The sequence below is a fragment of the Hwangdonia sp. genome (genome assembly GCF_048381975.1).
In the GTDB taxonomy this organism is placed as follows: Bacteria; Bacteroidota; Bacteroidia; order Flavobacteriales; family Flavobacteriaceae; genus Hwangdonia; species Hwangdonia seohaensis.
This window is the reverse complement of sequence record NZ_JBLWYT010000001.1, coordinates 172,975-189,218: the sequence shown is the minus strand read 5'-3', so window position 1 is coordinate 189,218 and position 16,244 is coordinate 172,975. Positions and strand designations below refer to the sequence as shown.

Sequence of the window (16,244 nt, the reverse complement as noted above, 5' to 3'; positions counted from 1 at the left end):
TAAAACTTCGACTGCGCTCAGTTTGACACAGGATAATCACTATTATATAGCCTCATCCCATTTGTTTTACGAGTTCATTAAATCTTCAATTTCATCGGCCTCAATAGGAATGTTTCGCATTAAATTAAAAGGGGCACCAGTTTCTTGGATAACCACATCGTCTTCTAATCGAATTCCAAAACCTTCATCCGGAATGTAAATCCCAGGCTCTACCGTAAACACCATATTGGCTTGCATTGGTTCTGTTAAAATGCCGTAATCGTGTGTATCTAATCCCATGTGGTGGCTTGTTCCGTGCATAAAATATTTTTTATAAGCGGGCCAATTTGGGTCTTCGTTTTGCACATCGGCTTTGTCGAGCAAACCCAACCCTAGCAATTCGCTCGTCATTAATCTACCTACCTCAACATGGTAATCTTCCCAAATGGTTCCGGGAACCAGCATTTTAGTCGCTTCATTTTTAACGCGATTAACAGCGTTATAAACGGTTTTTTGCCTTTCGGAAAATGTACCGGAAACCGGAATGGTTCGCGTCATATCGCTTGAATAGTTTGCATATTCGGCACCAACATCCATCAAAATTAAATCGCCCGCGTTACAAGGTTGATTGTTTTCTATGTAATGTAACACATTGGCGTTATTTCCGGAAGCCACAATGGGCGTATAGGCAAATCCTTTTGAGCGATTATTTAAAAACTCGTGCATAAATTCGGCCTCAATATTAAACTCATAAACCCCGGGTTTTACAAAGTTTAAAACACGTCTGAACCCTTTTTCGGTAATGTTACAAGCCTGTTGGATTAAATCAATTTCTACTTGATCTTTAACCGATCGAAGCCGTTGTAAAATTGGATTGCTTTTGGCTACCGCATGCGCGGGATATTTATCCTTTAACCATTTTGTAAAGCGCGCTTCTCGGGTTTCGGTTTCTATGGATGCGCGGTAATGCTCGTTCGTATTTATATAAACGGTGTCGCATTGTGTCATGATTTCAAACAGGATTTTTTCTAGGTCTTGCAACCAATAAACCGTTTTTATTCCACTGGTTTCAAAGGCTTTTTCTTTGGTCAATTTTTCGCCTTCCCAAACCGCAATATGTTCGTTGGTTTCTTTTAAAAACAGAATTTCACGATGCTTTTCCTTTGGGCAATCGGGGAACAAAACCAAAATGCTTTCTTCTTGATCGACACCGCTTAAATAAAAGATATCGCGATGTTGCTCAAAAGGCATGGTGCTGTCCGCCCCTATTGGATAGATGTCGTTGGAATTGAAAACGGCCAAGCTATCGGGCTTCATCTGAGCGGCGAAATTTTTTCTGTTTTTTATAAAAAGGTTTGAGTTAATTGGATGATATTTCATAATAAGTATTGAATTAAGTGGATAAATGTAGTAATTCTAAGCAAATTATTGGCTGTAATTTGCTATATTTGGTATTCTCCCCAGATTTTATTTTAAAATCTATTAGCTTGATTTTGAAGCCATAAGATTTAATTTACAGCATTTATATTAACACTAAAACTTAAGATGATGAAGAAAATTACTTTATTTATGGCATTGTTGTTTTGTTTAATAACTACCGGTCCATTATTGGCACAAGCCAGCCTCAGAGAAATACCGTTACAACAGCAAGTAGAAGCATCTGGTTTAATAGTGGAAGGAAAAGTTATATCACAAAAATCTTTTTGGGATTTAAAAAGTAAAAATATTTATACCTCTAACATTATTGAAGTATATAAAGTTTTTAAAGGAGAGAAAGTTGAAAATGTTGATGTGATTACCTTAGGTGGCGTTGTAGGGCTCACTGCTCAAATTTCATCTCATAGTTTGCAATTATCAATTGGCAGACAAGGTGTTTTTATGCTCAATCCAACAAATAAAGTGGAATTAGCAGACAAAGGGACTACTAAAAGATATGAAGCCTACAGCGGAATTCAAGGGTTTTACAAATATAACATTAGGGCTAATTCCGCTAATAATGTGTTTAAATCTTATAAAAAGATAGAAAAAGGATTTTATACACATGTAGAAAATTTGACCCAACAGAAAATGGTTGAAGTAAAACCGAACGCTATTGTACTACACAATGGCAATAAAAACAATTCTGGTTTAGCAGTAGCGATTTCAAACATATCTCCTACTTCAATAGTAGCAGGAGAAAAAGCGATTTTAACAATCACGGGCACTGGATTTGGCACAGCTAAAGGAACAATTGGGTTTCCAAATGCAGATGATGGTGGCGCAACATTGACCAGTGAATTATTAGCTCCAGATAATTCGCCAGCACCTATACCAATAGCATCACAAATAATAACATGGAATGATACAACAATTGAGGTCGAGGTGCCTACTGAAGCCGGAACAGGCCCTGTGACTGTATTTCATAATTCCAATGCTACCCAAGCTACTTCTTCTCAAACGTTAACGGTAACTCACGCAGAATTAAATGTGGTTTCTGCCGGAAATGCCTATCAAGTACAGCATGTAAACGACAACGGAAGCGGAGGCTATACATGGGAAATGTTTACGGATTTTTTTAATGATACCGAACACCCTGGAGCAAAAGCGGCATTTGAAGCGGCTTTAGATAATTGGAGATGTGAAACCAAGGTAAATTGGATTGTTAGCGGCGTTGCTACCACCGTAGATGTAATTGGTGTTGATGGCGATATGCCACCAGACGGCAACCTTGATGCCGATGGGACCAACGTGGTAAGATTTGACAATGGAAGTGAACTAGAAGTTGGTGTTTTAGGGCGCTGTACGTCTTGGTACTCCGGTTGCGCAACTGGAGGAACACCTGATGCTAATTGGTTTGTAAGCGAAATAGATGTTGTTTTTGACGATGCAACCGATTGGTATTTTGGCAGTGGTTTTCCTGGGTTTTTTCAGTACGATTTCCATAGTGTAGCACTTCACGAGCTAGGGCATGCGCATCAATTAGGACATGTTATAGATAATTCTGCTCAAGTAGATAATAATAATGATGTTATGATTTATGCATTGCAAAACAGCGAACAACAGCGGGTTTTAAGTAATGACAATATAGCAGGAGGAAATAGTGTACAAGATAGAAGCACTTCTCTTGTACCTTGCGGAGGAACATCTGTTATGGTAGACTCTTCTATTTGTAACTTAAGTATTGAAGAAGATGAATTAAACAATGCCATAAGCCTGTACCCGAACCCAGCAAAAAATCAATTTTATATTAACAAAGCGTCTTATATCAATTTAGAAAAAGCCGTGATTTACGATATTAGCGGTCGATTAATTTCCGAACACGATATTTCAAATCAATCAAACACAAAAACCATTAAAATGAATGGTGCTTCAAAAGGTATTTATTTTGTGAATATTCATTCTGATTTGGCGGTAATTACAAAAAAGATGGTGCTAGATTAATTCACGTTATTGCATTGAAGAATTAACAAAAAAACTAGCATATGCTAGTTTTTTTGTTATTTTTGATAAAAAAATTTAATAAATTATGAATAAAACTACGCTGGCAAGCATTGTTTTTACAATGCTTTTTTTTCTATCCTTCACGTCCAAATTACAGGCTCAAGGCGCTTTAATTGAAATGCCTTTAAATGATCAAATTGAAAACACACAATTAATTGTTGAAGGTAAAGTTATTGCTCAAAAATCATTTTGGAATACCGATTACACAAATATTTTCACGAGCAATACAATCGAAGTTTACAAAGTGTTTAAAGGTGATGCACCTGGTCAAATAGAACTGATTACCAAAGGTGGTTGGGTAGGAGATATGGGGGAAACAGTTACACCCAGTTTGCAGGTAAAACCAGGAGAAACAGGTGTTTTTTTTCTGTATGACTCTAAAACAGAACTTGTAAACAGTATTAGCACTTTACAAAAATACAACCCATATAGCGGGGCACAAGCATTCTACAAGTACAACACACAATCAAATACGGTAAATAATGTTTTTAAATCGTTTAAAGGCATTGAGGATAATTTTTACACCTCCATTACCTCAAAAACCAAAACCAATTATAAGGAATTAGCAAGCAAAAGTTTTAAGCCTAAAGCAAACTCAGCAAGTAAAGCAAAAGGGCCTACCATTGAAATTACCGGTGTATCTCCTACAACCATTACGGCAGGAACATATTCCGTATTAACAATTACAGGAAATGATTTTGGAGCAACTATGGGTAAAGTATATTTTCAAGATGCCAATTCAGTTTCTGGTCAAATTACTGCATTAGATACTCAAATAGTAAGCTGGACGAATACTGAAGTGCAAGTACAAGTACCAGGAGATGCAGGAACAGGATCCATCCAAGTAGAAGACGCCGAACCAACACCAAACAAATCCAACTTTAGTGGGCTAGCATTTATTACTGTGCCATATGCTCAAATAACGATTTTAAGTGGAGGTTTTGAATATCAAACACAACATGTAGATACTAATGGTTCTGGAGGCTATACATGGCAAATGTTTACTGATTTTGATGCCAATGCTGCCGCAAAGGCATCCTTTTTAAGAGCCTTTGATACTTGGAGGTGCGAAACAGGTGTAAATTGGGATATTGGCGCAACAACTATGGTAAACTCCCAACAAAGGGACGGCACAAATATTATACGATTTGATGTAGGAAGCGAACTTGAAGCCAGCACTTTAGGTGTTTGTTATACCTATCCATCAACCTGTTCGAGCACTGGGACCACTTATGTGATAGTAGATGAATTGGATATTGTGTTTAACGATGATACAAATTGGGAGTACGGAACAAAACCGGCTGTGAGTCCAAAAACAGATTTTGAATCTGTAGCCGTGCACGAGTTAGGTCATGGACATCAATTAGGCCATGTTATAAATTCAAGTGCCATAATGCACCGTTCAATAGGTGCTGGTCAAAATAATAGAACATTGAGTAGTGATGATATTAATGGTGGAAACGATGTGCAAAGCAGAAGTATATCGATCGATGCCGGTTGCAGCAGTAACTTAATGACCAACCACTCTTGTTCTTTGAGCGTTGCGGAAGATGAACTAAACAATACCATAAGCCTATACCCGAACCCAGCAAAAAATCAATTTTATATTAACAAAGCGTCTTATATCAATTTAGAAAAAGCCGTGATTTATGATATTAGCGGTCGATTGATTTCAGAGCACGATATTTCAAATTCTTCAAACACGAAAACCATTAAAATGCAAAACGCATCAAAAGGTGTTTATTTTGTAAATATCCATTCAGATTTGGCAGTAATTACAAAAAAAATAGTGCTAGATTAGTTAAGCTTATAAAATAAGATGAAAGCCTGTGAAGTCAAATTTACAGGCTTTTTTTTATTCCAACCCATCAGAAGTTTTCAATAGAATGTAAATAAAAACAGTTAAATTTTGCCACTACAATTAGAATAGTTAATTTTCATAACCATAAAAACCAATCAACATGCGCATTATAAAAAAGCTTACTTTTTGCTTCATTTTATGTTTCTATTTTGGCTTTAGTCAACAGCCATCAACACCATCAAGAGTTTTAGAAAAGGCCATTCAGCAAAAGCAAACCTCAACTCAAAATTCATTGGTTAAAAATGTGTATTTTGAAAATATTGGACCAACCATTATGAGTGGCAGGGTTGTGGATTTAGATGTAAACCCCGAAAACCCAACAGAGTTTTATGTAGGCTACGCTTCGGGCGGTGTATGGCATACAACCAATAACGGTTCTACCTTTGAGCCAATTTTAGATACGTCAAACACTCAAAATGTTGGCGATATTGCCGTAGATTGGAAAACCAAAACCATATGGGCTGGCACCGGAGAAAATAACGCATCGCGCTCCAGTTATGCGGGAATCGGTATTTTAAAATCTTCTGATAACGGCAAAACCTGGGTGCATGTTGGGCTACCTGATTCGCATCACATTGGCAGGATTCTTATTAACCCTTATAACGCCGATGAGGTTGTAGTAGCTGTTACGGGGCATTTATATTCTCCAAATAAGGAGCGAGGCATTTACAAAACCACCGATGGCGGTAAAACTTGGGAACAAAAACTATTTGTTGACGATGTAAGCGGCATTATTGATGTGCAGCACGCGCCAAACAACTACAATATCATGTTTGCCTCCTCGTGGACAAAAGATAGAAAAGCGTGGAATTTTAATGGGAGTGGCAACCAATCCGCAATTTATAAAAGTACCGACGCCGGCAATTCTTGGGTTAAAATATCGACTTCAGAAAGTGGGTTCCCTACGGGCGATGGCGTTGGCAGAATTGGTTTGGCAGTGTTTAACGAAAACATTATTTACGCCTTGCACGACAGTCAATTCAGAAGGGCTTCAGAAAGTAAAAACGACAAAAAAAACGGTTTGACCAAAGAAGATTTTAAAACCATGACCGTTACAACCTTATTAAATATTGAAGACAAAAAGCTTAACGAATTTTTAAAAACCAATGGATTTCAAGAAAAATACCGAGCCGAAAACGTAAAACAATTGGTAAGAAGCGGTAGCGTAAAGCCTATTGATTTGGCTAAATATCTTGAAGACGCCAATTCACTCCTTTTCGATACGCCAGTAATTGGCGCCGAGGTGTACAAAAGTACCGACGGTGGAAAAACATGGCTAAAAACACACGAAAACTATATAGACGATTTGTATTATAGTTACGGGTATTATTTTGGAGAAATACGCGTGGATCCGCAAGACAAAGACGGCATTTATATTATGGGCGTGCCCATTTTAAAGTCTAAGGATGGCGGTAAAACATTTACATCCATTAACAAAGAAAACGTGCATGTAGATCATCAAGCGCTTTGGGTAAACCCTAACAAACAAGGGCATTTAATTGATGGAAACGATGGTGGATTAAACATTAGTTACGATGATGGCGAAAGTTGGGAGAAGCTAAATGTAACATCCGTTGGGCAATTTTATGCTATAAATATTGATCACGAAACACCATATAACGTATACGGTGGTTTGCAAGATAACGGTGTTTGGGTTGGTACCCATAATGCCAAAATGGACAAACAGTGGCAGCAAGAAGGCAAACACCCGTGGCAAAGACTTATGGGCGGCGACGGTATGCACATTCAAATAGATAACAGAAACTCCAATGTGGTTTACACAGGCTATCAATTCGGGAATTATTTTAGAATCAATAGAAAAACTGGCGAGCAAAAATACATTCAACCGAAGCATAAATTAGGCGAAAAACCCTATCGTTTTAATTGGCAAACCCCTATTTTATTATCGCCGCACAATCAAGATATTTTGTATTTGGGCGGCAATAAATTAATGCGCTCCATGAATCAAGGTGATGATTGGACGGCCATTAGCAACGATTTGACCAACGGCGGAAAGCCTGGAAATGTTGCCTATGGAACCTTAACAAGCATTAGCGAATCGCCTTTTCAGTTCGGATTGATTTACACCGGAAGCGACGACGGCTTAATTCACGTCACAAAAAACGGAGGTGGAAGTTGGGAGCATATTTCAAACAACCTGCCAAAAGATTTATGGGTGTCGCGCATTATAGCATCGCAACATAAAAAAGAGCGTGTTTACGTGACTTTAAACGGCTACCGTTGGGACGACTTTTCGGTGTATGTTTACAGCAGCGATGATTATGGAAAAACATGGAAAGACATCGGTTCAAACATTCCACTTTCACCAGTAAACGTGATTAAAGAAGACCCTAAAAACGAGCATATTTTATATTTGGGCACCGATAATGGCGCTTACGTAACCTTTAATAATGGTGAAAACTGGGAGGCTTTTAGCAAGGGATTGCCAGCTGTTGCCGTGCACGATATTGTGGTGCAACCAGATGCCAACGATTTGCTTTTAGGCACCCACGGGAGAGGTATCTACAAAACCAATATTGCACACTTTCAAACCGTGGATGCATCTAAGATAAACCAACCTATAGTGCTTTTTGATGTTGACGATATTAAACACTCCATACGTTGGGGAAGTGCCTATAGCGCATGGTCCAATGTTTTTGAACCATCAATCGGCATTAAATTTTATGCCAATAGTACAGGTGATCAAACCATTAAAATCTTTTCTGAAAACCAGTCTGAATTGCATCAAATAAATATAAAAGCAGATAAAGGATTTAATGTTACAGAATACGATTTAACCATTTCTGAAAAAGCTAAAAAAATGCTAATGAAAGAAAATACAAGTATTAAAATAAACAAAGCCGAAAATGGAAAATATTACTTACCAAAGGGAAAATACGGGGTTCAATTAGGGTCTGAAAAAACTATTATTTCAATAAAATAAAGGGTTACAGATTAAAACCATTCTAAATAGTAAAAACATGACATTTGTTATTTGTCTATAACTCCATCCATAACTACCTTTGTAAAACTATAAACTAACTTTAAAAATAATGAGCGGATTTTTTAAATCTTCGATTGGAAGAAAAGTAGCTATGGCACTTTCGGCTTTTTTCTTAATGTTTTTTTTACTTCAACATTTTGCAATTAATATTTTATCTGTTTTTAGTGCAGATCTTTTCAATGAGGTCTCTCATTTTATGGGAACCAATTGGTTGATTCAATTTGTAATGCAACCCATTTTAATTTTTGGCGTGGTATTTCATTTTGTAATGGGGTTTGTATTGGAAATTAATAATAAAAAAGCCCAAGGCATTGCTTACGCTAGAAATAACGGTGCTGCAAATTCTTCGTGGATGAGTAGAAACATGATTTGGAGTGGCGTTGCCATTTTAGCTTTTGTTGTTTTGCATTTTATCGATTTTTGGTTCCCAGAGATTAACACCAAATTTATACAAGGCGACTGGTCTGGAACAATGCAAGGAGTGGAAGGCCTTCGTTATCACGAAGAACTAACGCATAAATTTCATAGCCATATAAGAACCATAGCTTATGTTATTGCCTTTGTGTTTTTAATGCTTCACTTATTGCACGGTTTTACATCGGCATTTCAATCTATGGGCTCAACGGTTTGGCGTAAAAAAACGCTTCAAAATATAGGTAAGGCCTACTCAATTTTAATTCCGCTAGGATTTATCTTTATAGCACTTTATCATCACCTTAAATACGTATTATCATAGATATGGCAACACTAGATTCAAAAATACCAAAAGGTCCATTACAAGATAAATGGACAGATTATAAAAATCATATCGATTTAGTAAATCCAGCCAATAAACGTCATATCGATATTATTGTTGTTGGCACGGGTTTAGCCGGTGGTTCGGCAGCAGCAACCTTGGCCGAATTAGGCTATAACGTAAAAGCGTTTGCTTATCAAGATTCTCCTCGACGTGCGCACTCTATTGCCGCTCAAGGCGGAATAAATGCCGCTAAGAATTATCAAGGTGATGGCGATTCAACTTACAGATTGTTTTATGACACCGTAAAAGGTGGCGATTACCGTTCGCGTGAAGCCAATGTTTATCGTTTAGCCGAAGTGTCTGGAAACATTATCGACCAATGCGTTGCCCAGGGCGTACCCTTTGCTCGTGATTATGGCGGGTTATTAGATAACCGCTCGTTTGGTGGTGTTTTAGTATCACGAACGTTTTATGCCAAAGGACAAACAGGTCAGCAATTATTGTTGGGTTGTTATTCTGCAATGAACCGACAAATAGCCCGTGGTAAAATTGAAATGTTTAACCGCCACGAAATGCTCGACGTTGTTATTGTTGACGGAAAAGCGCGAGGTATTATTGCCCGTAATTTGATTACCGGTGAAATTGAAAGACACTCCGCTCACGCTGTTGTTGTGGGTTCGGGTGGCTACGGTAATGTATATTTCCTATCGACCAACGCTATGGGCTCAAACGCCACGGCAGCTTGGAAAATTCATAAAAAAGGAGCGTATTTCGCAAACCCTTGCTATACACAAATTCATCCAACATGTATTCCGCGTTCGGGTGATTACCAGTCTAAATTAACATTAATGTCCGAGTCGTTACGTAACGATGGCCGTATTTGGGTACCAAAAAACATGGACGATGTGATGGCCATACGCGAAGGCCGAAAAAAACCAACCGATTTATCGGAAGACGAACGCGATTATTACTTAGAGCGTCGTTATCCAGCCTATGGAAACTTAGTACCTCGTGATGTCGCATCACGTGCCGCAAAAGAACGTTGCGATGCCGGTTATGGTGTAAATGCAACAGGTGAAGCCGTGTATTTGGATTTTGCTTCGGCTATTGAACGCTACGGAAAAGAACAGGCTAAAATTCATAATATTTCCAATCCTTCAAAAGAAAAAATAACAGCATTAGGTGAAGGTATCATTGAGGCGAAATACGGTAACTTATTTCAAATGTATGAGAAAATCATAGCTGAAGACCCTTACAAAACGCCTATGATGATTTACCCAGCGGTACATTACACTATGGGTGGTATTTGGGTAGATTACAATTTAATGACTACCATTCCCGGGTGTTACTGTATTGGTGAGGCTAATTTCTCAGACCACGGCGCAAATCGTCTTGGAGCATCGGCATTAATGCAAGGTTTAGCCGATGGTTATTTCGTATTACCATACACCATTGGTGATTATTTAGCGGACGATATCCGTACCGGAAAAATTTCAACGGACACTAAAGAGTTTGAAGAAGCCGAAAAAGAAGTTAGTGATAGAATTAATTTCTTTGTGAATAACAAAGGCACAAAATCTGTTGATTATTTCCATAAAAAACTAGGAAATGTGATGTGGAATAAGGCAGGTATGTCCAGAAATGCTGAAGGTTTAAAAGAAGCCATGGTAGAAATTAAAGCCATTAGAGAGGAGTTTTGGAAAGATGTTTATGTTCCCGGAACAGCAAACGAAATGAATCCTGAACTTGAAAAAGCAGGTCGTGTTGCCGATTTCTTAGAATTAGGCGAGCTGTTTGCTAAAGATGCTTTAATGCGTAATGAATCTTGCGGCGGGCATTTTAGGGAAGAATCTGCCGAAGAATCCGGACCACAAAAAGGCGAAGCCAAACGCGATGATGAAAACTTTGCATTTGTAGCCGCTTGGGAATATAAAGGCGATCCGGCCAATGCCGTTTTACATAAAGAAGAATTAGAATTTAAAGATATTGAACTTAAACAACGTTCATACAAATAAGATTGACATTATGAATTTAACACTTAAAATTTGGAGACAAAAAGACTCAAATGCAAAGGGTCAAATGGTCGATTATAAAGTTGCTGATATTTCAGAGCACATGTCTTTTTTAGAAATGATGGATGTTTTGAACGAGCAGTTAGTAAACTCTGGCGAAGAACCCATAGCATTCGATCACGATTGTCGTGAAGGCATTTGCGGTACGTGCTCCATGTACATAAACGGAGAACCGCATGGCCCAGACCGAGGCATAACCACATGCCAACTGCACATGCGTTCCTTTAAAGATGGCGATACCATTACTATCGAGCCCTTTAGAGCTGCAGCATTTCCTGTGCTAAAAGATTTGGTTGTGGATCGAACAGCTTTTGAGCGCATCCAACAAGCGGGTGGTTATATTTCTGTAAATACATCTGGGAACACCCAAGACGCAAACTCGCTTCCTATTTCAAAACACGCTGCCGATGAAGCCATGGATGCTGCGGCCTGTATTGGCTGTGGTGCTTGTGTAGCTACTTGTAAAAATTCAAGTGCCATGTTATTTGTTGGCGCCAAGGTGTCTCAGTACGCTTTACTGCCTCAAGGCCAAGTTGAAGCTGCCGATCGTGTTAAAAACATGGTGGAGCAAATGGATTTGGAAGGTTTTGGAAATTGTACCAATACTGGAGCTTGTGAAATTGAATGCCCTAAAGGCATCTCGTTAGACAATATTGCGCGTATGAATAGAGAGCTGATGAAGGCTAATATTTAGTGTTTTGTCATACTGAACTTGATTCAGTATCACATTATAATAAACAAAAAACTCTTAAAATATTCTTTTTTAGGAGTTTTTTTATGGCTTAAAAGTAAGCTTTTAATTGAATGGTTCCCGTGTGGATGGTTTTACTGGTTTCCGTTTTCCTGCCAAAATAATTTAGGTTTAAATCCAAAAAGTCGGTCAGTTTCTTTTGTGCCAACAAACTCCATGTAAAGTTTTTTCCGGGTTGCAAACCTTCTAACATTTGATACGAAACGGGTGTATTCGCATTGCCATTAAACGCATTCGAAAAATAATTAAACTCACCACTTATCGCATGATTTTCTTTATTTGAAAATGCAAACGAAACTCCGTATTTTTGTTGCTTTAAAGTTTCAAAACCACCAATGGTATTTTCTTTTTTAGTGTGCTGGTAAAAGATATCGAAGCGCGAATTATCATTAAACAAATAAGAAATCTTTGGGTTGAAAAGCGTTTCATCAAAATTGTAATTTTTACTTGTAAAATTTTCGCTGAGGCTTTCATTTTTATCAAAAGCCGTTTGAAAGGACAGCAACCAACTTTCTTCAATTTTATGATTAAAATTAAACTGATGGCTTTTCAGGCTATTTTCAATAAAACCGATGGATAAAATATTTCTGGATTGATTGGATAAATACGTGTACGATGTAGTGTAACGCTGTTTTCCGCGATTAAAAAACAACACGTTTCTAAAGTTTAACTGTAAACCCAATTGGTTTTCCGCATCGTTTTCAAAAGGATTTAGGTTAAAACCATGCCCTTCCCTTTTAATTTTTCTGTCGATTAAATAACTGGTTTGATTGTAAAAATGCGACCAAAATTTTCTAGACCTATTCTCGCTAACCGACCACTGCGACGGATTAATAGTCAGTGTTTGGCTCAATCTATTTTGATGTGTTTTTAAATAAATACGATTGGGCAACAAAACCCGAATGTATTTTCCTTGATCTTGAAATTGCGCCAATTCAAACTCTTCCAATTCCTGAATGCCATTGGCGTTGTAATCAATCCACGTGTAATTGCCTTGTCCGGGTTCAACTTCCACATAAGTAAAATCTTGTTGCGGCAACGTGCCCGAATTGGTTTCAAAAACAGTATTCCATAAAATGATTTGTTTAAAAAGTTTTTGGTTGAACTGCAATCTGGAGTTTATAGATTGCTCGTCGCCTGCGCTGAGCGGAGTCGAAGTGGCAATCGTGTCGTTTTCGTTTTTAAGTGTTCTATAATTGGTGAAAAGCGACAAATTGGTGTTGCTGTTTTGAATAAGTTTTGAGTCTAAATAAAAGGTATTGGATGTATTAACCTTTTGCAATGCGTTGTTTCGGATGCTGTCGTTAACCCTATTTTTATATCCAAATTCTGCAAAAACCGCAGTGCTATCGCCAACGCCAAAAAACAGTTCGTACGATTTGAATTTCTGGCTTAAAGGCGTTAAAATTTGTGTGGCATTATCTTTTTGTTCATTATTTTCAATCGCCAATTTAGTACCAATCCAACTGCTTTGCATACCGTAAGTTATGCTGTTGTACGACCTTAAAAATGTTGATGAACTCTTATCCGACTGCGCCTTTAAAAAACTGGAATTAGAATGAATGTTGAATTTATTAAGGAATACATTGATGTTGGCAACATGCCGGTTTCCGTTAAAATTTTCAGAGAATTCCAAATGCTCAAACTGATAATTTACAATGCCCTTTTTAGGGTGAATGAGCTGCAGACCTGTTTTTGTAAATTGCTGATTGCCCAAAGGGTTTTCAATATTCCAATCACGCGAAAATTCAGCATTGTACAAACGTTCAATGGTTTTAAAGTTTTTTTGAATATAATCGCCATCAATAAAAGCGTTTAAATTCCAAAGACTATCTTTTTTAATGATGTTTTGGGTAATCTTTAGTTTGCCGGCAAATCCGTCATTGTCTTCATCATTCAAATTGGAAAAAAGGTTTAAATCGTTTTTACTACCGGCAGCTTCAAAATGAATGGCCGTTTTTTCGGTGGGATTATAGCTTCCGTTAACCACTGCAATTTGAAGTTTTGTGGGCGCAACCAATTGAATAATGGGCGCGTAATCCCCTTGATTAATACCCACATATTCATAAATATTATTGATGGCATTCACACTGCTTAAAATATAATCGCCTTGATTTTGGCCAACTTGCGTAAAGGTAACCCGATACAGTTCGTCGTCCGGATTGTTTGAAAACACAAAGGCTTCATTTCCTCCAATAAGTTCCTTTTTATAAAGAATTCTATTCTCGTTTAAAGCCTCTAAAACCTCAGACGGTGCTACCATTTGTGCTCTATCGTCACCGGCATTTGCAAGAATTTGAACTTGTTCGGTCGATAAATTTTGTTGTAACGGCTGATTTTTTGCATCATTTTCAGAATACACCGAAACACCAAGTTTGAGTTTATCACTTTCAAAACGGCCGCCACCAAAAGCCACCAAACGCGAATAATTGCGTTCGCTTACTTGATAATCTACCGTAATGCGCATTTCGGAAGTGATGGGAAATGTGGAGTTAAAAATGATTTCGCCCGCGTTATAATCGATAATATAATCTTCGTTTTCACCACGTTTTGCGGCAACGCCATTTACGTAAACCGTTTCGCTACCCGATACAATAAGCACAAACAATTCGCCATTTTGCCCTTGCAATTTATACGGGCCTTGGTTGCCTTCTTGTGCTTTAAATTCGCTTCTTGTAAATTGCCCACGTACAAAAGCACCAGCGGCAAAAAGGTTGGTTTGTGCATCGTCGTTGCCCAATTTCGCATGGATATTTAATCCTTGAACACGCTTTGAAAAACTTGCAAAGTAAGAATCGGTATTTACCAAATCGATATCGCCCGCGCGAATGTTCCAATTATCGCTAAATAGTTCGATAAACACTTGATCGAACTCATCCAAACGCTGCGAATAACCACTTTCTTGTAGCGGAATATTAGCGTCTTGGATGGATGCTCGCAACGACACTTTATCGTTTAATTTTCCTGTAATTTGTAAATCCAATTCGCTATTTAACACCGAATTTTGATTGTTGCCAATAGTCACGCCCCTCGAAATACTCCCGGATGTTGTTAGGCCATCAAAAGGAATAAAATTTTTGTTCGCGTTGGGTTGGGATAATTTGTATAGAGTTTGGGCATTACTGTTGTTTTCAACAATTATGTTTTCGTCTAACTGTTTATAGGTTTTGGTTAAAAAATCCGGGAATTTTAAATAATTTATAATGATGGAATCGGTTTCAATCGGCTTTTTAAACGTTAAAAGTGCTTTGGCAAAATCGACACTGTAATATGTGGAATCGATTACAGAGCTATCCTTCCTTTTAATTGAAAACGAATGGGGATTAATACTTACGCTATCAATTCTAATGGTATCGTTTACAGCAACTTTTTTAGTTTTGTAATTAGAATTTTGGTCTTGGGAAAACCCGCAAACACCAATCAAAATAATAAAAATGCATGTAAAAAACTTCATCAGATACTTAAACTGCAATACGCTTAAAATATTTTGTTAATAGCTTCGTTAAAACTCCTGCTAGATTTAATAGTGTAAATGTAACGCATTATTTATTTTAGCTGAAATTCTTATTAAGTTGATGAAAATTATATCCTATAACGTAAACGGTATTCGCGCCGCCATTAACAAAGGCCTTATTGATTGGTTAAAAAGCGCTAATCCCGATGTGATTTGCCTGCAAGAAATTAAAGCGATGAAAGAGCAGTTGGATTTAAGTTTGTTTGAAGATGCTGGTTACAAATACAACTATTGGTTTAGTGCACAAAAAAAAGGCTATAGCGGCGTAGCTATTTTAAGCAAAATAAAACCTAATCATGTGGAATACGGCACAGGAATTGAGTCCATGGATTTTGAAGGCCGCAACCTTCGTGCCGATTTTAATGGGGTTTCTGTAATGAGCTTGTATTTGCCATCGGGCACAAATGACGCACGGTTAAACCATAAATTGGAATATATGGACATGTTTCAAGACTATATAAATACGCTGAAAAAAGACATTCCGAATCTGGTAATTTGTGGCGATTACAATATTTGCCATGAAGAAATAGACATCCACAACCCTAAAATGAAAGGCGTTTCGGGATTTTTACCCGTAGAACGCGAATGGATTGGCGACTTTATAGACAGCGGATTTATTGATTCCTTCCGTTTTTTAAACCCCGAATTACAGCAATATAGCTGGTGGAGTTACCGCGCCAATGCCCGTGCCAATAATAAAGGTTGGCGATTAGATTACGCTATGGTTTCACTTCCGTTACAAGAAAACATCAAAAGAGCCGTTATACTCTCTGATGCCGTACACAGCGACCATTGCCCCATTTTATTAGAAATTGAAATTTAATATTTAACGAACAATAAATTT

General features: G+C 37.7%; 9 protein-coding genes. 7 read left to right on the top strand and 2 right to left on the bottom strand.

Going from position 1 to position 16,244, the window contains the following annotated elements; genetic code table 11:
- Positions 1-66: 66 nt before the first annotated feature.
- On the bottom strand, positions 67-1,359 hold the full coding sequence (locus tag ACN5J7_RS00825) for an aminopeptidase P family protein (RefSeq protein WP_311936710.1): 1,293 nt from the start codon (positions 1,357-1,359) through the stop codon (positions 67-69).
- A 168-nt stretch (positions 1,360-1,527) separates the two neighbouring features.
- Between ACN5J7_RS00825 and ACN5J7_RS00820 the strand changes: the two genes are divergently transcribed.
- The 6 genes from ACN5J7_RS00820 to ACN5J7_RS00795 all read left to right on the top strand — a co-directional run bounded on the left by ACN5J7_RS00820 (position 1,528) and on the right by ACN5J7_RS00795 (position 11,829).
- Entirely contained in the window at positions 1,528-3,399 is a 1,872-nt protein-coding gene (locus ACN5J7_RS00820; protein ID WP_418602280.1) for a T9SS type A sorting domain-containing protein, read from the top strand.
- A gap of 85 nt (positions 3,400-3,484) precedes the next feature.
- Positions 3,485-5,260 (top strand): T9SS type A sorting domain-containing protein, encoded by a 1,776-nt coding sequence (locus ACN5J7_RS00815; RefSeq protein ID WP_418602279.1) that lies wholly within the window; start codon positions 3,485-3,487, stop codon positions 5,258-5,260.
- Positions 5,261-5,420: 160 nt separating this feature from the next.
- The gene (locus tag ACN5J7_RS00810; RefSeq protein WP_418602278.1) at positions 5,421-8,264 is read left to right on the top strand and encodes a WD40/YVTN/BNR-like repeat-containing protein; all 2,844 of its coding nucleotides are present in this window, start codon (positions 5,421-5,423) and stop codon (positions 8,262-8,264) included.
- Positions 8,265-8,373: 109 nt separating this feature from the next.
- Complete coding sequence (locus ACN5J7_RS00805; protein WP_418602277.1) at positions 8,374-9,060, top strand: succinate dehydrogenase cytochrome b subunit; 687 nt, start codon at positions 8,374-8,376, stop codon at positions 9,058-9,060.
- A gap of 2 nt (positions 9,061-9,062) precedes the next feature.
- A complete protein-coding gene (locus tag ACN5J7_RS00800; protein WP_311936695.1) occupies positions 9,063-11,078 on the top strand; it encodes a fumarate reductase/succinate dehydrogenase flavoprotein subunit in 2,016 nt (671 codons plus the stop codon).
- A gap of 10 nt (positions 11,079-11,088) precedes the next feature.
- On the top strand, positions 11,089-11,829 hold the full coding sequence (locus ACN5J7_RS00795) for a succinate dehydrogenase/fumarate reductase iron-sulfur subunit (protein WP_311936692.1): 741 nt from the start codon (positions 11,089-11,091) through the stop codon (positions 11,827-11,829).
- An 88-nt stretch (positions 11,830-11,917) separates the two neighbouring features.
- Here ACN5J7_RS00795 and ACN5J7_RS00790 read toward each other — a convergent pair whose 3' ends face one another.
- The gene (locus ACN5J7_RS00790; protein ID WP_418602276.1) at positions 11,918-15,340 is read right to left on the bottom strand and encodes a hypothetical protein; all 3,423 of its coding nucleotides are present in this window, start codon (positions 15,338-15,340) and stop codon (positions 11,918-11,920) included.
- Between the two features lie 121 nt (positions 15,341-15,461).
- Here ACN5J7_RS00790 and ACN5J7_RS00785 point away from each other — a divergent pair, with 121 nt between their 5' ends.
- On the top strand, positions 15,462-16,223 hold the full coding sequence (locus ACN5J7_RS00785; RefSeq protein WP_418602275.1) for an exodeoxyribonuclease III: 762 nt from the start codon (positions 15,462-15,464) through the stop codon (positions 16,221-16,223).
- Positions 16,224-16,244: the final 21 nt, after the last annotated feature.